This window comes from Pseudomonas rhizoryzae (assembly GCF_005250615.1).
Lineage (GTDB): Bacteria > Pseudomonadota > Gammaproteobacteria > Pseudomonadales > Pseudomonadaceae > Chryseomonas > Chryseomonas rhizoryzae.
On the sequence record NZ_SULM01000002.1, the window covers coordinates 430,512 to 450,284 of the forward strand.

The 19,773-nt window shown below is 58.4% G+C and carries 16 protein-coding genes and 1 tRNA gene; 13 read left to right on the forward strand and 4 right to left on the reverse strand.

The features are described 5' to 3' along the window. Nucleotides 1-4 precede the first annotated feature (4 nt). The 7 genes from FAZ11_RS04480 (at nucleotide 5) to FAZ11_RS04510 (ending at nucleotide 6,345) form a co-directional block, all read left to right on the forward strand. Nucleotides 5-79, forward strand: a tRNA-Gln gene (locus tag FAZ11_RS04480). Nucleotides 80-120: 41 nt separating this feature from the next. Then, nucleotides 121-1,062, forward strand: a complete 942-nt coding sequence (locus FAZ11_RS04485) for a ribose-phosphate pyrophosphokinase (RefSeq protein WP_017641089.1) — start codon at nucleotides 121-123, stop codon at nucleotides 1,060-1,062. A gap of 123 nt (nucleotides 1,063-1,185) precedes the next feature. Then, the gene (locus FAZ11_RS04490; protein ID WP_058773249.1) at nucleotides 1,186-1,800 is read left to right on the forward strand and encodes a 50S ribosomal protein L25/general stress protein Ctc; all 615 of its coding nucleotides are present in this window, start codon (nucleotides 1,186-1,188) and stop codon (nucleotides 1,798-1,800) included. A gap of 34 nt (nucleotides 1,801-1,834) precedes the next feature. After that, complete coding sequence (pth, locus tag FAZ11_RS04495; RefSeq protein WP_058766244.1) at nucleotides 1,835-2,419, forward strand: aminoacyl-tRNA hydrolase; 585 nt, start codon at nucleotides 1,835-1,837, stop codon at nucleotides 2,417-2,419. Between the two features lie 42 nt (nucleotides 2,420-2,461). Continuing rightward, nucleotides 2,462-3,562, forward strand: coding sequence for a redox-regulated ATPase YchF (ychF, locus tag FAZ11_RS04500; protein WP_058773248.1), 1,101 nt, complete (start codon nucleotides 2,462-2,464; stop codon nucleotides 3,560-3,562). Between the two features lie 188 nt (nucleotides 3,563-3,750). Beyond that, nucleotides 3,751-5,019 carry a tyrosine-type recombinase/integrase gene (locus tag FAZ11_RS04505; protein WP_058766245.1) on the forward strand — a complete coding sequence of 423 codons (1,269 nt, stop codon included), beginning with the start codon at nucleotides 3,751-3,753 and terminating at the stop codon, nucleotides 5,017-5,019. A 78-nt stretch (nucleotides 5,020-5,097) separates the two neighbouring features. After that, nucleotides 5,098-6,345 (forward strand): DNA cytosine methyltransferase, encoded by a 1,248-nt coding sequence (locus FAZ11_RS04510; RefSeq protein ID WP_081049737.1) that lies wholly within the window; start codon nucleotides 5,098-5,100, stop codon nucleotides 6,343-6,345. Here FAZ11_RS04510 and FAZ11_RS04515 read toward each other — a convergent pair. The 3 genes from FAZ11_RS04515 to FAZ11_RS04525 form a co-directional block, all read right to left on the reverse strand. Continuing rightward, complete coding sequence (locus FAZ11_RS04515; RefSeq protein ID WP_158295271.1) at nucleotides 6,334-10,563, reverse strand: bifunctional RecB family nuclease/DEAD/DEAH box helicase; 4,230 nt, start codon at nucleotides 10,561-10,563, stop codon at nucleotides 6,334-6,336. The two genes, FAZ11_RS04510 and FAZ11_RS04515, sit on opposite strands and share 12 nt — an antisense overlap. A gap of 167 nt (nucleotides 10,564-10,730) precedes the next feature. Beyond that, a complete protein-coding gene (locus FAZ11_RS04520) occupies nucleotides 10,731-14,249 on the reverse strand; it encodes a DEAD/DEAH box helicase (protein WP_058766247.1) in 3,519 nt (1,172 codons plus the stop codon). Next, nucleotides 14,233-15,012 (reverse strand): Hachiman antiphage defense system protein HamA, encoded by a 780-nt coding sequence (locus FAZ11_RS04525; RefSeq protein WP_058766248.1) that lies wholly within the window; start codon nucleotides 15,010-15,012, stop codon nucleotides 14,233-14,235. The genes FAZ11_RS04520 and FAZ11_RS04525 overlap by 17 nt, the downstream gene beginning before the upstream one ends. 464 nt (nucleotides 15,013-15,476) lie before the next feature. On the opposite strand from FAZ11_RS04525, the gene FAZ11_RS04530 reads away from it, so the two are divergent. The 6 genes from FAZ11_RS04530 (at nucleotide 15,477) to FAZ11_RS04555 (ending at nucleotide 19,318) form a co-directional block, all read left to right on the forward strand. Then, entirely contained in the window at nucleotides 15,477-15,749 is a 273-nt protein-coding gene (locus FAZ11_RS04530) for a hypothetical protein (RefSeq protein WP_169854728.1), read from the forward strand. Nucleotides 15,750-15,840: 91 nt separating this feature from the next. After that, on the forward strand, nucleotides 15,841-16,809 hold the full coding sequence (locus FAZ11_RS04535; protein WP_058766249.1) for a DUF932 domain-containing protein: 969 nt from the start codon (nucleotides 15,841-15,843) through the stop codon (nucleotides 16,807-16,809). 147 nt (nucleotides 16,810-16,956) lie between these two features. After that, nucleotides 16,957-17,961, forward strand: a complete 1,005-nt coding sequence (locus FAZ11_RS04540) for a YqaJ viral recombinase family nuclease (RefSeq protein ID WP_137279058.1) — start codon at nucleotides 16,957-16,959, stop codon at nucleotides 17,959-17,961. A 70-nt stretch (nucleotides 17,962-18,031) separates the two neighbouring features. Then, nucleotides 18,032-18,529, forward strand: coding sequence for a RadC family protein (radC, locus tag FAZ11_RS04545; RefSeq protein ID WP_137279057.1), 498 nt, complete (start codon nucleotides 18,032-18,034; stop codon nucleotides 18,527-18,529). Nucleotides 18,530-18,701: 172 nt separating this feature from the next. Then, nucleotides 18,702-18,899 (forward strand): hypothetical protein, encoded by a 198-nt coding sequence (locus FAZ11_RS04550; protein ID WP_058766252.1) that lies wholly within the window; start codon nucleotides 18,702-18,704, stop codon nucleotides 18,897-18,899. A gap of 134 nt (nucleotides 18,900-19,033) precedes the next feature. Then, nucleotides 19,034-19,318, forward strand: coding sequence for a hypothetical protein (locus tag FAZ11_RS04555; protein ID WP_193557123.1), 285 nt, complete (start codon nucleotides 19,034-19,036; stop codon nucleotides 19,316-19,318). A gap of 17 nt (nucleotides 19,319-19,335) precedes the next feature. On the opposite strand, the gene FAZ11_RS04560 is transcribed toward FAZ11_RS04555, so the two are convergent. Continuing rightward, nucleotides 19,336-19,683 (reverse strand): helix-turn-helix domain-containing protein, encoded by a 348-nt coding sequence (locus FAZ11_RS04560; protein ID WP_058760831.1) that lies wholly within the window; start codon nucleotides 19,681-19,683, stop codon nucleotides 19,336-19,338. Nucleotides 19,684-19,773: the final 90 nt, after the last annotated feature.

The following is a 19,773-nucleotide window of genomic DNA, read 5'->3' on the forward strand; positions in this document are numbered from 1 at the left end:
ATACAGGGGCGTCGCCAAGCGGTAAGGCAGCAGGTTTTGATCCTGCCATGCGTTGGTTCGAATCCAGCCGCCCCTGCCATTTTCCTTCCAAGACCCACCTCAAGCCGCAGGAACTGCAGCGTGTCCAAGATGATGGTCTTCACGGGGAACGCCAACCCCGATCTGGCACGGCGCATCGTGCGCCAGCTGCACATCCCTCTCGGTGACGTCTCCGTCGGAAAATTCTCCGATGGCGAGATCAGCGTCGAAATCAACGAGAACGTGCGCGGCAAGGATGTCTTCATCATCCAGCCCACCTGCGAGCCGACCAACGATAACCTGATGGAACTGGTGGTGATGGCCGATGCCTTCCGCCGCTCCTCGGCTACCCGTATCACCGCAGTCATCCCCTATTTCGGCTATGCGCGCCAGGATCGCCGTCCGCGTTCCGCGCGGGTCGCCATCAGCGCCAAAGTCGTGGCCGACATGCTGACCGTGGTGGGCATCAACCGGGTGCTCACCGTCGATCTGCACGCCGACCAGATCCAAGGCTTCTTCGATATTCCCGTGGACAACATCTACGGCTCCCCCGCCCTGGTGGATGACATCGAAGACCAGCGTTTCGAAAATCTGATGATCGTCTCCCCCGATATCGGCGGCGTGGTGCGTGCGCGTGCCGTGGCCAAGAGCCTGGGCGTGGACCTGGCGATCATCGACAAGCGTCGCCCCAAGGCCAACCAGTCGGAAGTGATGCACATCATCGGTGACATCCAGGACCGCACCTGCGTGCTGGTCGACGACATGGTCGATACCGCCGGCACCCTGTGCCATGCGGCCAAGGCGCTGAAAGAACATGGCGCCGCCAAGGTACTGGCCTATTGCACCCACCCGGTGCTGTCGGGTCGGGCCATCGAGAACATCGACAACTCCGTGCTGGACGAGCTGGTGGTGACCAACACCATTCCTTTGTCCGCCGCGGCCCAGGCCTGCAGCCGGATCCGCCAACTGGACATCGCGCCGGTAGTGGCCGAGGCCGTACGCCGGATCAGTAACGAAGAATCCATCAGCGCGATGTTCCGTTAAGGGACAGACGCTCTGGAAGCGCCCCGGAAGGCCCCTTAGGCCTACCGGGGCTTTTTAGTCGGTAGGGTCGCAGAACTGGTCGCAAGTTCTCTTCCCACCGATTCCTTATCCTGGAGATTCACAATGGTTGATTTCACTCTGAATGCCGAAGTGCGTTCCGACCTGGGGAAAGGTGCGAGCCGCCGCCTGCGTCGTAATGCCGGTAACGTTCCCGCCGTGATCTACGGTGGCGACAAGGCCCCGACTTCCATCACCCTGGTCGGCAAAGACCTGGCCAAGATGCTGGAAAGCGAAGCCGCCTACTCCAGCGTCATCACCCTGAAGGTCGATGGCAGCAACGAGAGCGTCCTGGTCAAGGCCCTGCAGCGTCACCCCTCCAAGGGCTACGTCCTGCACGCCGACTTCCTGCGCGTCGTCGCCGGCCAGAAGCTGACCGCCCATGTTCCGCTGCACTTCATGAACCAGGAAACCTCCGTGGGCGTGAAGCAGCAGGGTGGTGAGATCCTGCACACCATCAACGAAGTCGAAGTTTCCTGCCTGCCGAAAGACCTGCCGGAATTCATCGAAGTCGACATGACCAAGGTCGAGCTGGACCAGATCGTTCACCTGAGCGACCTGAAACTCCCGGCTGGCGTCGAGCTGGTGTCCCTGGCCCACGGCAGCGATCTGCCGGTTGCCAGCATCCACCTGCCGCGCATCCGTGAGGAAGCCGCCGGTGAAGAAGGCGCTGCCGAGTAAGTTCGCGCACGCCTGACCGAGAAGGGCCCCTGACATGACTGCCGTTCAACTGATCGTCGGCCTGGGTAATCCAGGCCCCGAATACGACCAGACCCGGCATAATGCAGGGGCCCTTTTCGTTGAGCGACTCGCCGCCGCCCAGGGCGCAAGCCTGGCGGTCGAGCGCAAGTATCACGGCCTCGTGGGGCGTTTTCGCCACGCGGGGAACGACGTTCGTCTGCTCATTCCCACCACCTACATGAACCGCAGCGGCCAGGCCGTGGCGGCGCTCGCCGGCTTCTTCCGCATTCCGCCGGCGGCCATCCTGGTGGCCCACGACGAACTCGACCTACCACCCGGCACCGCGCGCCTCAAGACCGGCGGCGGCCATGGCGGTCACAACGGGCTGCGCGACATCATCGCCCAACTCGGCAATCAGAACGGCTTCCAGCGCCTGCGCCTGGGTATCGGCCATCCCGGGCATGCCAGCCTGGTTTCCAATTTCGTGCTGGGTCGGGCGCCGCGCAGTGAGCAGGAACTGCTCGACAACAGTATCGACGCCGCGCTCGAAGTGGTACCGGAGCTGCTGGCCGGTGACCTGACCCGGGCCATGCAGCGCCTGCACAGTCGCAAGACCTGATCCACCCTACTCTCTTCCTTTTCTTCCGCGAGGACACACACCATGGGATTCAATTGCGGCATCGTCGGCCTGCCCAACGTTGGCAAGTCCACCCTGTTCAATGCCCTGACCCAATCCGGTATCGCGGCGGAAAACTTCCCTTTCTGCACCATCGAGCCCAATAGCGGCATCGTGCCCATGCCCGATGCGCGGCTGAATGCCCTGGCGGAGATCGTCAAGCCCGAGCGGGTGATCCCCACCACCATGGAATTCGTCGACATCGCAGGGCTAGTGGCCGGTGCCTCCAAGGGTGAGGGCCTGGGCAACAAGTTCCTCGCCAACATCCGCGAGACCGACGCCATCGCCCACGTGGTGCGCTGCTTCGAAGACGAGAACGTCATCCACGTGGCCAACTCGGTGGACCCGAAGCGGGATATCGAGGTCATCGACCTGGAACTGATCTTCGCCGACCTCGACAGCTGCGAGAAGCAACTGCAGCGCGTCACCCGCAACGCCAAGGGCGGCGACAAGGAAGCCCTGGCGCAGAAGGCCCTGCTGGAACAGCTCATCCCCCACTTCGAGGCCGGCAAGCCCGCCCGTAGCCTGATGAAGGGCCTGGACGACGAGCAAAAGCGCCTGGTGCGCAGCTTCCACCTGCTGACCAGCAAGCCGGTGATGTACATCGCCAACGTCGCCGAAGACGGCTTCGAAAATAACCCGCACCTGGACGTGGTCCGCGCCATCGCCGAAGAAGAAGGTGCCGTGGTGGTGCCGGTGTGCAACAAGATCGAGGCGGAAATCGCCGAACTGGACGACGACGAGGAAAAGCAGATGTTCCTCGAATCCATGGGCATGGAAGAGCCGGGCCTGAACCGGGTGATCCGCGCCGGCTATGAACTGCTCAACCTGCAGACCTACTTCACCGCCGGGGTGAAGGAAGTCCGCGCCTGGACCGTCCGCGTCGGCGCCACCGCGCCCCAGTCGGCCGCCGCCATCCACACCGACTTCGAGAAAGGCTTCATCCGCGCCGAAGTGGTGGCCTATGACGACTTCATCGCCTTCAAGGGCGAGAACGGCGCCAAGGAAGCCGGCAAATGGCGCCTGGAAGGCAAGGACTACATTGTCAAGGACGGTGACGTCATGCACTTCCGCTTCAACGTCTAAACAAGAATTTGGATCCTCGTGGATCCTAATGGACACAAAACCCCTTGAAGAAAGCCGCTTCAGGGGGTTTTTCTTTTCCACCAATGTCCATTAAGTCTTTTTGCCATCCATACCTTTAGCGGGTACGCTGCCGGGTATAGCATAATCATACCCGATCTAAAACCGGGTATAGCCAGCAAGGAGCTGCCATGCCACTCACCGACACCCAGTGCCGCACCGCAAAACCCAAGGAACGGCCCTACAAGCTCACGGATGGAAATGGCCTCTACCTAGAGGTGAAGCCTAATGGTGTTAAGGCCTGGCGCTATCGGTTCGAGCTAAGCGACGGCAAAGCTAGGAAGGAAAGTATCTTCGCCATTGGGGACTATGTGGTTGCCCCGAAGGGAGAGACGTCCGAGCAGGCCCAAGAGCGACGCAACGGACGTCGATTCACCCTTTCGGAAGCTCGTGACGAGCGAGTAAAAGCGCGCTCACTCGTCGTGCAAGGCATCAATCCAGCCCATCATAGGCAGCAAGAGCGGGTTAAACGTGACCACGAGAGAGCCATCACTTTCGAAGCGGTAAGCAAAGAGTGGCTAGCACTGAAGGACTGGGAGGAAATCACCAAGGCCAAGCGGCTAAAAATGCTGGAGCGGGTTGTGTTTCCGAGAATCGGGAAGATGCCGATCAAGACCATCACCTCCGCCCACATCCTTGAGGTGCTGAAGGGAGCCGCTCAGGACAATGGCCCATCAGTGGCTGCTGAAGCCAAGCGAAGCATGTCCGGTGTTTTCGACCTGGCAATCTCCACTCTACGTGCCAGTATTGACCCCGTTCACCCTGTTCGCAAGGCGCTGCCTGCAAACAAAACACAGCACAAACGACCACTTTCCAACGATGAAATTGGCCAGCTCCTGCGAGACATCGAGTCCCATGGCGGACGCTATGAAACCCTAGGCGCATTCCGCCTCATGTGGCTGACTCTATGCCGGCCAAATGAAGCAGTAGAAGCTCAATGGTCGGAGTTTGATCTGGGCAAAGCTCTCTGGCGCATTCCTGCCGAGCGGATGAAAAAGCGAAAGGAGCACACAGTCCCGCTCCCCAGGCAGGCGGTGGAATTGCTGCAGGCCCTACACGGCATCACTGGCAAGCACACCCATGTCTTTCCGCATCGAGACGTACGTACTCGGCCGATGGTCGCAGCTTCCTTCCGTCAGATGCTCAATGCCTTGGGCTGGGGTGGCAAGTACAGCCCACACGCCACGCGGACTACAGGTAGCACCAGGCTCAATGAAATGGGCTTTTCAGCAGACTGGATCGAAAGGCAATTGGCACATACCGAACAGAATGCCGTTCGCCGCACTTACAACCATGCAGAGTACCTAACTGATAGAGCCAAGATGATGCAGCAATGGGCTGACATGCTTGACACGTGGAAAATCAGTGACGTTGACACATCGAAAGCAGATACCAATTAAGCGGGAGCGAGAACAGATGATGAATTCGCACCTATGAAAGTCGTGTGTTAGGTTCTACAAAAGGGAAATTAAAACTAAATGAATGAAACAACTACACACGACAGCTCTCTCAATTTGATTTCACTGTATACAGGCGCTGGTGGCCTGGATCTGGGTTTTGAAGCAGCCGGTTTCGAGACGAAGGTAGCCGTCGAACTGGACAAGAACGCTCGAAATACCCTTTTTCAGAACCGACCGCACTGGGTGCAACCCCAAGAGGGAGATACGCTGAAACTGAAGGCCAGCGACCTACTAGAACTTGCCAGAATGAAATCGCGAGAGGTCGACGCACTGATCGGTGGCCCGCCCTGCCAACCCTTCTCAAAATCTGCCTTTTGGGCAGCAGGTAGCACTCGTCGCCTGAATGACCCTCGTGCACGAACGCTAGAGGTAATGCTCGATTTCGCCGAACAGATATTGCCGCGCGTGCTCGTTATCGAAAATGTCCGAGGGATCGCCTACCGCGAGAAAGATGAAGCAATGAAGCTCGTCGAGCAGCGTCTAAGTGAAATAAATGACCGCCACGGCACGTCTTATACGACAACAATCACCTATCTGCAGGCAACCGACTTCGGAGTTCCTCAAATTAGGGAGCGCGCCTTCCTTGTGTCATTCCGTGATGGGCAGCGCTTCGAAGCGCCTACTCCCATCACTGGCGAGAACGGAGCGCGATCAAACGCTACGGCATGGGATGCAATCGGGGACCTGCAACCAAGCAACGAGGAAATTGCAGCGCTTAAGGCGCGGGGTAAATGGGGCAAGCTGCTGGCCTCAATCCCAGAGGGTCAAAATTACCTCTGGCATACTGATCGTGGCGAAGGCCTGCCACTCTTTGGCTGGCGAACCCGTTACTGGTCTTTCCTGTTGAAGTTAGCGAAGGATCGGCCCGCATGGACAATTCAAGCAGATCCGGGACCTGCCACAGGTCCTTTCCACTGGGATAGCCGACTTCTTTCCATTGCCGAGATGGCACGTCTACAGAGTTTCCCTACGCACTACCTTTTCGCCGGTGACTATAGGGCCGCGCGGCGCCAGATTGGCAACGCCGTGCCACCGGCTCTCGCAGAGGCTATCGCAAAACGCATATCTGCCACGCTTCTAAATCGTGATTACTCTCCAGAGCTAAGCCTCGCAATCTCCTCGCGTGGAAAGCCACCTCCTCCGACGGTGCCCGGTATTGTTCCGGAATGCTACCGGCAGCTCGTCGGAGAGCACCCTTCACATCCTGGCACTGGGAAGGGGCCCGCAGCTATTCGCAGGGCTGCAGTGGATCAGTTAACTGCGTAGAGAGGGTGCGAGTACACGTACCCGCACACCGTCTACGTCGGTGACGAAAACTGTACGACGACATAGATTGCGGAGCGATTTCCACAACATTGCCGATTCATAATCTTCTAATTCAGACGGGATGTGGTCCAATAGTGTTTCCGCACACACAACAATGAGTCGCTCCTGCGTCCTGGAAAACGCAACATTTGCCCTATTCAGGTTCAGGATAAAGCTTGCAGCCGCTCCTATAGCGTGCGGATCGCTCTCCGTTCCAGAGACGATGATAATCGGGCGCTCCCCGCCCTGTACCTTCTCCACCGTATCAATGATTGACGCAGCCCGAGACATTGTGCCTAAGCGGGCCTTAAGTAAAGCGCGTTGGGCGCGATGCGGTGTGATTACTGCCACCGAATCGTCTGCAAGAGTACGTCGAGAACGAAGAATACTCTCGACGATATCCGCCTCAAGCGAATTACTCTGGCGAGACCCACGCTCTCCATGCACCACGAGGATCAAACCCTCCCCCTGGTGCCAAATGTCCGCCCAACTTCCGAGCAGAGCGGAGACTTCCTCGACGCCTTCGTTGTCGGGCCCCACTAAGACAATATCGTCGAGGTCACTATAAACCCGCGAAATTAGCTCGCGAATAATAGGTGGTAGGCGGAAGGTGTACGTCAGCGGAGACTGAAGGCATTCTGTGCGCCCTGGCCGGCTTTCGTTAACAATCCGGAGAATTGCTTCGTAGGCGCTTTTAAAAGGCTGATAATGCTGGGCAGGCGGTCGGTCCTCGTTCTCCCAATCGTGGGCCACGATTGGAGACAACTGCCGGTTATCGCCTGCTAGCATGATCTCGCCATCGTTCTTAACCAATGTCGCAAGCGCTAAGAAGTGGGGCAATACCATCATGCTTGCTTCGTCCACAACGAGCGCGTCAGCGAAAAAGCCCCCGGTAGAATCTTTATACGGTTGGCGTTCTGTTAGCTCGCGAGCCATCTTTAGCATGGCATTTGTGGTTCCGCCGATGACTAGAACCCCCTCTGCTCTCCATTTCTTAACGGCCGTCGCACACGGTTTCGACGAGAAGTTGCGTATTCCATCGGTGTCTAAAGGCGCGCCCCCACTATGGACGCGTGTGAGAGCTACCTCAGGCATAGTGAGCCCCTGTCGAGCCGCTTCGGCCCTGAAAGAGTCCCGATACCGGAGAAGGCGCTGCATCAAGGTGTCGACAGCAAGATTGGTATGCGCCGAAACGAGAACTACTCCACCTTGCCCCAATCGAGCCGCAATCCTTGCGTAGATTGACGCTGCGGTAGTTACAGTCTTCCCGGTGCCGGGAGGTCCCTTCAGCAATTGAACTCGCGTACTGAGCCCCTCAAGCACTGCTTGGGCCTGATCATTGATGAGCGACTGAGCAGCCGTAGCATGTGGAACCTGCCACGACGACAGGAGAGCCGCGATCCGCCCCATTCTAGCTGGCGGTATCGGAGGCATCGGAGGGATGCGCGGACGAGAGGGCTCAAACCATTCGTAGACATGGCTTCCCCTCGTGCTCGCAAGTCGCGTTTCTACATTTCCCGCAACGAAGTCAGACGGACTCTCGTCGATCGATGCGAAGTCGAAAACATCAACCTCCGGATCAGGGCAACCGCTCCTAAGAACATACGTTCCCTCTTTTCCGAAGATCGCATCAAGACGGATAACGCCTGCCCCCCAGTCAACGTCTCTGACGATGCATGTCGATCCACCATGTGTAAGTTGGCGTAGCGACTGGCCTCGCGTGATGTCGCCCGAGCGCGGACTCAGCCTGACAAAAGATCCCTCGTCGATCGACGTGCGCAGAGAAATCTCTTCAGCTGCAAGCCCGAACGGCGCCACGTCGAAATCAGCCACAATGGTCCGCCCTGAATCTGTGCGGACATTCCGCACGGGAATCGTGCGGCCCGATTGGACTCTGGAGGCTAGTGGCTTTATGTTCGATGTGAGCCAATCGGTCAGCCCAACGTGGTGATCGAGTCGCAGAAAATCGATTGCAGCACGCGCTGTGGTATCGACACCGAGATCAAACTCTTGGAGCTGTGCGACTACCAGCGGCGATTTCTCAATCTCAAGATTCTTGAACCGAATGCGCTCTTCCAACCACCTCAGCGCGTGAACGCGCGCATGGAGGTACGCACGAACCACGCCTGGCTTTTCCGCTTTGCGGTACCGTTCGATGGCAGCACGAGTCCGATGATCCTTGACGTTCCGAGGCAGCGAGCGCCAGACAGCGCGCCAGTATGGCGCGGTTAAGGTATCGTGGAAGCGACTGCGGATCTCAAAGCGACGACTAGTCGACCCAGGGGCCTTAGCGGCGGTCCAGTTGCCTTGTGCATCGACATCGAGCGTGCTTCGGAAGTCGAATACGTCCTGCTCGAACTCTCGGTCAAGTTCGACAGTATTTCCTGCCACTTGCCTGGTCCAATGATACCGCTGTCCAAACCAGGTCAGCGAAGTCGCAACGCACAGCCCCCTCCCCGTCCACCCGAGAGCAAAGCGATCATCGATCTCATCCTGTACACAGGAGAAAATCAATTGCTCCAGATTCTGACGGGAGCCAAGCAGCTCACGTAAACACGACAGCAACGTGGATCCCGCACGCGTGCAGGCCTCAACAAGCTGTGTCATTTCTGAGCGAGAGTAGACGTAAAAGTGGATCGGTACCGATGGAGCGTCAGCTACTTCCGCAATCGCCTCAATAACTTCAAATAGGAACTGCTGAAGCATCTGGCGCTCGGACCCCGTGTCCTGTTCGCCAATCCCAGACCAGGCCGCCGTTTGGAATGACATTACATCGCGTCCCACAACGGTTCTTTCAGTTGGCATGCCGCCCTCAACCGCCCCGTCCGGCGCAATTTCGACAATCCCGGAAAGCGGTCTACGGTCATCGCCGAACGGAGTGCGCAGCAGCCATTCGCTGCTCGTAACATGCGCAACTAACGCTCCGATCCGGTTCTCCGTGTAGTCGTAGTCCACCTCTAGGTAGATCCGAACTAGTCTTTGCCCATTAATCACATGATTAGGCAGTTGTCCTTGGCCAGAATGAGGCAGCGGCTGGACCTGAAACTCTGGCGTATTGCCAAGATACTGCGGCAGCGTGGACCGCCTCGCGCTTGCGAGAGCAACTAGTTGGTCCAGGTCCGCGTCAAAGCCAGCAGCACGGCGCACCAACTCCCCCTCCGGTGAACTTGGATCGAGGTCCGCAAGAGCGTCAAGGTTGGCCACCCCGGCCGTCCGGAGTATGCGACAAGTCGTCGGTGCGATACCCACCAACTCAAGCCGGCGCTGTCTAGCACTTTCCGGCAAACAGTGGACACTAAACACGCAGCCGTCACACTTGGAATCAAGTTGAAACTCCAGATGTTCCAGATCACGATCAACCACTGAGGCGAGGAGACCATTTTCGGATAGCAGACGCTCCACGTCGGCCATTTCGGTGTCAAGGTTCAGAGCAGGTCGGGCGAGCATGTCTTGAGGCTCGTTGGTCCACTCGTCGATTCGAACTACGGCACCTTCAACCGAATCCAGATCGAGAGGCTGGCCGGCTACTACGAGCGGTTTGAGCGCCATGCGTGCGCGAAGGAGCAGCACATAGGCGGCTAGTTGAATGCGATGGTAAGTGCGATCCTTCCGACTCGCCTTGCCCTCGATTATCCTTAGGCGGGGAACACCGTCGTCCCAGAGCAATACGACGAAATCCATCCGTCCACCGAGGTCGAAAGATCCGATCCGGTAGTCAATTCGAACCTCTCGGCAGTATACGGGCCGACCGGGCGTGGCAGCCGCCAGCGCGCGCTCGAACTCCTCCCAGGAGACGACGTCCTTTTCGTCTTTTGTCGCATCCAACAGAGCAACGCCCTTCTGAACAAGCGCTCGCTCCCAGGCATTCTCGGCCTCGCGCCCCACCTCTTGAAGCACCGGATCCAGGCTATTAAATAGCCGCTCTGAAAATGGGACGGAACGAGCGAGCGCACGATTAGAAAGGCCCAACTTGAATCGGCGCTCACACGACCGAAACCGAATGAACTCGCCGATCTCACTTACGCTGATCGTACTTGAAGAAACCGTCACTTCCTCGTCCTCGCGATTGCCCCACGATACGATGCTCGTCGTTCTCAGAACTGAGAGTTCGTTAAATAGGTTTTTCTTGTGCCGAGATCGTCGCATCCCAGCCGCTTGACTGCCGCACACCTTGAACACTCGGACACATCGCCTCCGCATGCTGCCCATTATGAACGAAACGATACAACAGAATCCAAGGGTCCACTTGACCGGCAGAGAAGCATCCGCGGACAAAAGAAAGAGTCAGTTCAACGCTAAATTTGTTAGATAGCATTGGCATGCTCACATCGTCGGAGGCCAAGCAATCATGCCCCAGCTAGATCATCGGGCCCTAAATAGACGACATCGATTTTGCTGACATCCCAGGCCACCTGAGCCCGCACCAACCCAGTTCGTGCAATATTCAGCCTGGCCTGCACCGTGCCTAATGGTGCACCGTCGGCCGCAAGCACACGTGGTTGACCAAGCCAGTCGTGAATATGGATAGGGGTGCCCGGATGCGGTGGTTCGCCAAGCCATTGCACGCTTGCCTGGCAGCGGCGCTCTGTCCAGGTACGGTTCTCCAGTGGAGTGAAGCTCTGCACGAACTCCATCCACATTTCCCTCGTCTCGACAGTTGGCCAATCATTCTGAGCGCCCCATACAGTAACGTCTGCCGAATTAAGCCATAGCCTGAGTTCCTGGCCAGTTCGAAACGCCGCCCCCGTGTCAGACACGACCTTGATAGCTGCGAGCCTGGAGTTGAAACCCGCCTGGATGAGGATCGACGCTGAACGACTCAGTGTTCCGGTCTCAACGGCGGACGCAGCCAAGCCAAGATCGAAGTCGTCCAGCAAGACATCACCGATGGCGTCACCATTCGCAACTGCACGAACGCGGATGGCCTCCATCGCCCAAGGCAGACGATAAACAAGGCCCCCCTCAATGAACTGTAGGGTCTCCGAAGCCTGTCCGGTAACGATATCAGCGACAGGCTGACCAAGGAGCCATGCGCGCAGAATATCGCGCCAATTCATAGGTATGGGGTCGGGGGTAAATGGGTAGAAAGCAAAAACACGCTCGGCGATGCCGGTGATAGCAGCTATGGCCTCCTCCAGCTCATCCAAGAGAATTGCACCATTCGCCCGCACAAGCAGGAGGTTTGCATCTGCTGCGATGGCATCGAGCGCGTGACCTGTTGCCAATCCGACACCCGCAAGAAAGTACCCACGACGCTGCTCCGCCGTAGATTGGTTCCAAATGAGTCGGGTACGTGAAAGTAGTGCTGCCTTGAGCGCATACTGAACAGGCTCGTTTTGTCGAAGTAGGCGACGGTGCCAGAGAGAGGACTGAAGAATGTTGTCCAGTGCCACCTCAATATCGTCGTCGGGGATATCGTTTTCCCCAATGAGGCTAAGGATGGCTGTATCAAGCGTCGCGACGTGACGTTCCCAGTTGGCTAAGGCGATTTCGCGGTCCGCGGGCTTTTCATTCGTGACCTCGGGGAAAGTCCACGCTACGGCGTTGTTGACGACATATTCAGTGAGCTGATTCAGATCGCCACCAATATGGGCGTGCATACGCGAAAGTAGCGCTCCGACAAGCTGAACTAGGCCGCTCTCCATATCACGCGCACCGAGGTCGCTGATCAGTTCTACCCAATTACGTCGCTTTTTAGCGATGCTGTCGAAAATGGGGAAAAGCACAATCCCCTCGACATCGACGTAGGCACGCCCAGCACGTCCGATCACGTTCTTGAACTCAGAAATTTCAATTCTTTCGCCTGCGCGGTGAAGGGAGTGCATGACGACAGCTGTGGCTGATAGGTTAAGACCCTGCGCCAGCGTTGGAGACGAAACAGTGACCTTTAGGATGTTGTCGCGAAGTAGCCGCTCCACCTCCTTGCGATAGGCGGTTGGTAACGCCCCATGATGCAAGGCAACACCGATGCGAAGGCATTTGAGGATGGTGCTGTCTGGTCCGAGCCATTCCTCGCCGAGTGCGATAGCGACGCTGAGAACGACGGGGTCAGCTTCAAGTAGTGAGCGAAGCGCACCTCGCTCATGTAGATCGACGATTACATCTGCGTACGGCTCAACACTACGACGCTCAGGACAGAATATCAGGACAGTTTGCCCGTCCTCGACAAGCCGCCATGCTGTCGCGATACACAACTCACGCTGATCGCACGGGAACAGCTTGGTTCGACGTCGTTTTGGCGGCACCCAGTTAGGCGGTACTGCTCCTGTGAGAAATCGTTGAACCCAGGGACGTTCATCGCCAATGCGTAAGTCAAGCCGCGCTGTGGACGTGGCGGAAGACCACGTAACTTCGCCGAACCGCAGCCGTGTAGGCCGCCAGTCATGTTTGATTAGTCCACCCGGATGATCCCGACGCAGCCATCCAGCGAAGTCATTGAGTTGATCACCATCTGGCAAGATGGCCGATAAACAGACGATTCGCCGCCCATGCGCATCAGGGCGACGCAGTAGTCGCTGAATCTGTACTTCATAGCGAACTTCGCGTTCGTTGGAACCGATCATGTGTCCTTCGTCAAAGACGAGCAGACCGACGTCATCGAGAAGGGAGGGATCATTGCGTAGCGCAAAGTCGAGCTTTTCCGGTGTTGCGACGACGATATCGCGTTCTCGGATCGCGTCCTCATCGAAACCGCTTACCCCAATGCTTCCGTATAGCGCTGAGATCGTCTTTCCAAGCGGACCAAAAGTCCTCTGCAGAGTCGCTTCGGTCTGGGCCGATAGCGCACGCAACGGTGTGATAAATGCTACGCGCTTGCCGCTGGCTAAACAGCGCAAGATGCACAGTTCGGCGATACGCGTCTTGCCGGCGCTGGTGGGTAACGAAACCACAAGATCATCAGTTTGATCTACCGCGCGAGCCGCCGCCTCGATTTGAGATGGCCACAAATCGACCTCCGCTTTAGGACGCCGTTGTAATAGCGCAATGAATAGTTCACGAAGCTGCGGCCAGTCCGCTGCCTCGCCTCCAGTGGGTTGGAGCGGTACTTTTTCGTGGAAGGTGTTCGACCAGAAGTCCGTGAGGAGGTGAATCGCAACTCGATGCCCCCACCACTGCGGCAGCATATTCAGCTCACTGCAAATGGAGTGGCTTATCCGGAGCCGTTCCAGCGCCTGGTTGAGTAGCGCTCGCTCGCCGTGCTCTAGTGCGAGGAGGAACATTGACATGGCTGCCATGAAGGCATCGGTCAGCGCAGTGTCCAGCCCGTTGTATAGGAAGTCGTTTCCACCGTTGTCGAAATCTTCCGCTGCCTCCCCTTGATCTAAATTCTCCTTGATTTCGGCAGCGATGCGAGCATCGCCACCCTGCTCAGAGGCTCGATAGTCGAGGACACCTGAGCGAAACGCGTTAAGGTTTCGCCGCATTAAAAAAGCGAGCACCCGCTCTGTAAGCGAGAAATTTTCGTCTGCTTCGACAATCGCTAGGAGTGAGTATGCGCGAGCGGAGAGGTGCGCGAGATGATAGCTCGCCGCAGCCATTATGAAATGGAAATCACGATCGACTTCCTGGCGATTTCCCTTGGTAATGACTGCCTCAAGAGCAGTGCCTGCCTGCTCAAATGCGATACGGGCCTGTGCAGGATCGCCTCCGATTTCGCGTAGGCGAAGGCCAAGCCCGAGTAGTGCGTAGCCGTAGGAATGTAGGTCATAGCTTAGCTGCGGCGCAAACGCAGGCGCGTCCGGTGGTAGTTCACCATCACGCCAAATGATCGCGCGCGCTTGTCCGCGAGCGATTAGGCGACCACGAAAACCGGCGGTCGCTGCATCTACAATGTCGGCAGCAATTGCTTCAGGCGTTGTTGACATTGTCAATTACTCGATCATAGACCGCGGCGATGAAGGCGGCGTGGTCATCCACATGGAGGCCGATTCCCCATTGAATGATGGTGCCTGCATACGTCTGGAGAGAGGCAGTTAGCAGGGCCTCCGGCGCATTACCTGAAAATGTGAATAACAGATGCTGCACGTTCTGCGCAGGTATGCCGTGCTTGAGCAGCGCGTCATCGATCGCATCGGCGAGAGGCAATTCGTTCAGCTCGAGCAGGCGCTCCGAGATGAAGGTCAGCGCGTGGGCCGAGGGTAGTCCTCCATCTTTATCCAAGCCGGCTCGGGCTTCAGTAAAGACTTGCGCGGTGAGCTTGGCGCGGCTCTTGGCTTCGGTCTTCAAAAAATGAAGCTGCTGAGTACGGGCATCTTGGCGAATACCGATGACATCGTCTCCGCGCATTGCCATATTGCGGTGGTCCTTCCAGCGCAAACGCTTAATCGGCGCGCGATATCCACCGCTACACGCATCGATCCATTCCGTCGCAAAGATCTCACCCAGATCGCCGGATCGGATCGTTTTGGTGGTCGGTAACTTGCCTTGTATAAGTGCGGCCGCTGCAGGTTTGCCGAGACGGGCGAGCGCACGAGCGACGTGCTCCTCTGAAGCATAATGCCCCGGCACGATAGCTGCCGTTACCTCGACCCCTGTGTGAAGGTTGGCGGGCTGGCCGGTCATCACTCGACGGAAGTGGCCCCCTACTGGCTGATCGAGCGAATCGCACCAATTGTTGAACTGCGCCACGCTCCTCCCCCCAACCGATAGTGAAAAAAGATTTCGGACGCGAACGAATGGTGTACCAGTGTTAAGGTACGACGAACCTCGCGTTTACGAACCTGCTAAGACGGAAGATCTATTACCTAATAGAGATCAACTCAGTCAGTGCGGATCACGCACTTGCCTTTCCCGAAGGCAGCAAGACGATTATCGGTGCCCCTACCGCTGACGAGCAAGTCACGATGCCTCCTGCTAGATAATGCCATAGACGGTAAACGCCTACAGTAAGGTATTCAGGTAATCAATTATCTACTACGCCGCCCCCAGGTACTAAAGGTGGAGAAAACACTCGAATAGCTCCGAAAGAAGGTCAACTCGAAAATATCTCAGTCCTACATAACTGCCATGACACCACTACAAAGGAGGTTCTCCCCATGTCATTGCAGTGCCCTCGCTGTCACTCCTCAAAAGTCGCATCCCTCCATCCCGCCATGAAAGCCGGCGCTGCCATCGGCACCGTCGGTGGTGTAGCACGCGGTGTCAGCGCGGCCCTAGCCGGCGGCCAGACAGGAGCAGCCCTGGGCGCTATTGCTGGGCCAGCCGGTATCACCCTTGGCTCCGTATCAGGCGCCATCCTCGGCGGCCTCGTTGCCGGCGTAGGCGGCTGTGCCCTTGGCGCCCAGCTCGGTGAATCGCTCGATCGCCACGTCCTGGCCAACAACCTCTGCCTGCTCTGCGGTCACCGCTTCAACCTGCCGACCTGATCGGCGCTCTCCCCTTTCATCTCACTAACCCGGTCGGTGCTGCGCCTCGCGCAGCGCCTTATGCCGGCGTGCACCCAAAGGAATCGCTCACATGGCACATCTCGTCGACACCATGGCCTACGCTGGCACCACCCCGTGGCATGGCCTGGGCAACCCACTCACTCAAAAACAGCCCATCGAAGTCTGGCAACGCGAAGCCGGCATGGACTGGCAAATCCTCGAAAGCCCTGTGCACTTCAAATCGGACGCGGTCGGTCACCTGGGTGCGATCCACTCGTTCCCCGAGCAGAAGGTGCTGTTCCGCTCCGACACCAAGGCGCCGCTCTCTGTCGTCTCCCACCGCTATCAGACGGTGCAGCCGCGCGAGGTTCTGGAGTTCTACCGCGACCTGACCGAAGTCTCCGGCTACCAGTTGGAAACTGCGGGCGTGCTCAAAGAGGGCCGCAAGTTCTGGGCCCTGGCGCGGACGGGACAAGGTATGACCCTGAAAGGCCATGACCAAGTCAACGGCTATCTACTCTTGGCCACCTCTTGCGATGGCACCCTGGCGACGACTGCGACACCCACCACGGTCAGGGTGGTATGCAACAACACGCTCAGCATTGCGGTGAATGGCGCTACTCAGGCGATCAAGGTTCCCCACAGCACGCGATTCGACCCTATAGCCGTGAAGAAACAGCTCGGCATTGCCGTCGCTGGCTGGGATAAATTCATGTATCGCCTGCGGCTGCTAGCCGATCGCAAGGTAGGCGATGCCGAGTCGACGGGCTTCTTCATCCGGGTGCTCTGTGATTCAGCAGGGAGCGGTCATACCCAGGGCGTGCTTCCCAATGAGCGGGCCCTGAGAACGGTGCAAGCCCTGTACGAGGGACGAGGTCGCGGCGCGGTCCTTGAGTCCGCACAAGGGACTGCCTGGGGCCTGCTCAACGCAGTCACCGAGTTCGTTGATCACGAACGGCGGGCGCGGAGCGCTGAGTATCGACTCGACTCGGCCTGGTTTGGCCAAGGCAGTCAGCTCAAGCAACGGGCACTGTCGGCCGCACTCGACCTGGTGGCCTGACGGCATTCTCCCCTCGCTACTGGTCATGGCATTCCTTATGGCTGAGCCAACGCCACTCCAGCTTCGAAGCGCTACTACTACTTTCTGACACCTCGCTCAGGCGGCTTCGTGCCGGCTGAGCGTTCTATGCCGCACAGGAGACTGCTCATGCGTCGTTCATCCCTGATCACCACACAGCAACACCCTCGTCCACTCCTCCACCTCGTCACCACCGCTGCGGCTTCTCGCCTGGCAGCTCCTGAAGCTCGACCTGTGAGGCTCTTCAGCCAAGACGCCTTAGCGGCCTTGGGGCTGGATCCGGACAAATCTCAGCTGGAGCTCTGGCTCGAGAAAACTGGACGGCAAACGGCCGCTCTGGAGAACGATCCGCGGGACGAAAGAACGCCCGCATTCTGGCAAAGCGTGCTCGAACCCATTATCGCCTGGCGTTACAGCAGGAGCACCGGCCGCAAGGTTCGGCGCTACAGCCGGGAGGTGTCCCATGCCTCGTCTGATCTGCCCTGGATGGTTGCCCGCGTTGAACGCGAAGTGCTGGATGACGAAGAGGTCCAGTTGCTCGTGTGCAGGGCCGTGGGCGCCAGCGAAGTCCACCGCTGGCAGGAAGGCGTGCCCGTAGCCATGCGTCTGCAGGTCATGCACCTACTGGCAGTGACAGGCAAACACGCGGCCGACGTGGCCGTACTGCTGGGTGGTCAACAGTGGCAGATCCACCGCATCGAACGCGATGAAGATAGCATCGCGCAGCTGATCGAAGGAGAGCGGCAGTTCTGGCACTACGTGGACACGGATCGTCCGCCGCCAGCCGATGGCTCCGCCTCTGCAGGTAAGGCACTCGCGCGCCTGTATCCACAGGACTCAGGCGCGCGGCGTGACTTTCGCCAGCAAGCCGGTCTCCTTGCCATCTATCTGGAGCTGAAGGTGTTGCGCCAAGCACTCCAGGCCAAGCAAGCGCGAGCAGCAGAACTCCAGCAGCGTCTCCAGCAGGCCCTGGGCGACGCCACCTATGGGGATTTCCCGCATGGATCTATTCGATGGCAACGGGGCCAGGACCGCACGGCGCTCGATGTCGAGCGCCTGCTACAGGACCAGCCAGAGCTGCTGGAGCGCTACGCCAAACACCTGCCAGGAGAGCGGCAGTTCTTCATCAGTTGAAGTCGGCAGCCGTGCCCTCTCCGCCTCAGCTTCCCCTTTTTGAAACCTAACCTTTGTCGCGAGACCTCTCATGATTGCGAGCAAACTCAAGGCTGGCGAAACCGCTGGCAGCTATCTCATCGACTCTCCGGTAACTGAAGCCGACATTCTCGGTATCGCGAGGCAACTCGCTGCCCAGCGATTGAGCAAGGGCAGCAGTTTGACCGAGCCCCAACAGGTCATTGCCCATCTGCAGACGCTGCTTATCCAGCAGGAGCGAGAGGTTTTCGCCCTTCTGCTGCTCGACAGCAAGCATCGCGTGATCTGCTACGAGGAGTTGTTTCAAGGCACCCTAGATGCGGCGAGTGTCTATCCACGTGAGGTGGTGAAAACCGTGCTGCGCCACAACGCGGCGGCGGTGATCCTGGTGCACAACCATCCTTCGGGAGATCCGGAGCCAAGCCAGGCGGATCGCCGTCTCACCCAGACGCTCAAGGAGCTGCTGAACCTGGTGGGTACCCGTACCCTGGACCACATCATCGCGGGACACGAGGGCTGCGTCTCGATGGCGGAACTGGGCCTGGTCTAGCCTTCGATCTGCTCCGCCCGCCTCACAGCCTCCCCTGCTGACACCTGGCGCTCCCCGCGCTTTACCAGCACGTTTCCTCCCCTTCCCTCATGACGACTATTGGCTCGACCGCCAAGGCACGCGCTCGCGTCCTGGTTGCTCGGCCAATCGATAACCGACTGGAGATTCCGCCATGCCGCTTTTGCGCTTTCTCGCCTCGCTATTCGTGTTCGTCGGGCTACTGGCCAGCAGCCTGCTCGCCGTCGGCCTCTTGGTACTGATGCTGCGCTTCTGGCCGCTGGCCTTAGCCATCGCTCTGGCCTTGGCGCTCTTCGGCGAGCTGCTTCGCCGTTCCGGTACCGCGTTCAGCACCCCATCCACGACGGCATAGAAGCAGGCCCCTTGGCCTGCCCTTTCTCATTCCTGATAGCCGTTCTGCCCCTCTCTTCTGACAGGAGCTTTAGCCATGCCACACCTTGCTTGATCTGTAATTCATCGGTCGTGCTGTCCAAGGAGGCCGCACAGGTGATCGCCAGCCTCATCGGCAGCTTGGACGCCTTTCTAAGGGGTATTCAGCTGCCGACTGAGCCGGGGGCTCCCACTCAACAGGGACAGTGCGGTCCGCTGGAACAGGCGTTCAATCGCATGCTTCAGGGCATGTCCGCCGTTCACACGAGCTGGCCCGATACCCATGCCTTCATCAAGGACGTTAACCGCCATCAGTTCATGGAGTATCAGTGCCTGTGTCTACGCTGTGGCGCCAAGTATGACGAGCCAACGACGTCTGCCGGCCAGGAGACGGCGACCTGATCGTAGGTGACCAACCGTCATCCCTGGCGCAAGCGCTCACCCAACCCCTGCACCAGACCTAGCACTAGTTGCCGGTCCGCCTCGGTCAGGGCGTCCAACAGGCGGCTGATCTGGCGCGCCTGATCATCGCTACGCGGGCTGGCCTCGCTGAGTAGCTCTGCCGCCTCACAGTGAAAGATGGACGCGAAGTCGTAGAGCCGGGCGATGTTGGGAATGACCACGCCTCGCTCGATCCGGGAGACGGCCTCGTTGCCGATCCCCAGGCGCTCCGCGACCTCCTCCTGCGTCAGGCCCACTCGCAGCCGGTGACGCGCGATCGCCCGCCCAACCGACTCCGCCAAATTCTTCTGATCGATACCGCTCATGCCAAGGCTCCAACCGTCCACCCGGATGGTTGGGTATCCACTCGTTGACATGAAGTGCGTCACAAGTTGAAATCCAACCTAATAGGTTGC

What these genes read in the sequence shown, in the direction of transcription:
- FAZ11_RS04490 (WP_058773249.1), top strand. Translation starts at nt 1,186, where the DNA reads ATGGTTGATTTCACTCTGAATGCCGAAGTGCGTTCCGACCTGGGGAAA.
- pth (WP_058766244.1), top strand. Translation starts at nt 1,835, where the DNA reads ATGACTGCCGTTCAACTGATCGTCGGCCTGGGTAATCCAGGCCCCGAA.
- ychF (WP_058773248.1), top strand. Translation starts at nt 2,462, where the DNA reads ATGGGATTCAATTGCGGCATCGTCGGCCTGCCCAACGTTGGCAAGTCC.
- FAZ11_RS04505 (WP_058766245.1), top strand. Translation starts at nt 3,751, where the DNA reads ATGCCACTCACCGACACCCAGTGCCGCACCGCAAAACCCAAGGAACGG.
- FAZ11_RS04510 (WP_081049737.1), top strand. Translation starts at nt 5,098, where the DNA reads ATGAATGAAACAACTACACACGACAGCTCTCTCAATTTGATTTCACTG.
- FAZ11_RS04520 (WP_058766247.1), bottom strand. Translation starts at nt 14,249, where the DNA reads ATGTCAACAACGCCTGAAGCAATTGCTGCCGACATTGTAGATGCAGCG.
- FAZ11_RS04530 (WP_169854728.1), top strand. Translation starts at nt 15,477, where the DNA reads ATGAAAGCCGGCGCTGCCATCGGCACCGTCGGTGGTGTAGCACGCGGT.
- FAZ11_RS04535 (WP_058766249.1), top strand. Translation starts at nt 15,841, where the DNA reads ATGGCACATCTCGTCGACACCATGGCCTACGCTGGCACCACCCCGTGG.
- FAZ11_RS04540 (WP_137279058.1), top strand. Translation starts at nt 16,957, where the DNA reads ATGCGTCGTTCATCCCTGATCACCACACAGCAACACCCTCGTCCACTC.
- radC (WP_137279057.1), top strand. Translation starts at nt 18,032, where the DNA reads ATGATTGCGAGCAAACTCAAGGCTGGCGAAACCGCTGGCAGCTATCTC.
- FAZ11_RS04550 (WP_058766252.1), top strand. Translation starts at nt 18,702, where the DNA reads ATGCCGCTTTTGCGCTTTCTCGCCTCGCTATTCGTGTTCGTCGGGCTA.
- FAZ11_RS04560 (WP_058760831.1), bottom strand. Translation starts at nt 19,683, where the DNA reads ATGAGCGGTATCGATCAGAAGAATTTGGCGGAGTCGGTTGGGCGGGCG.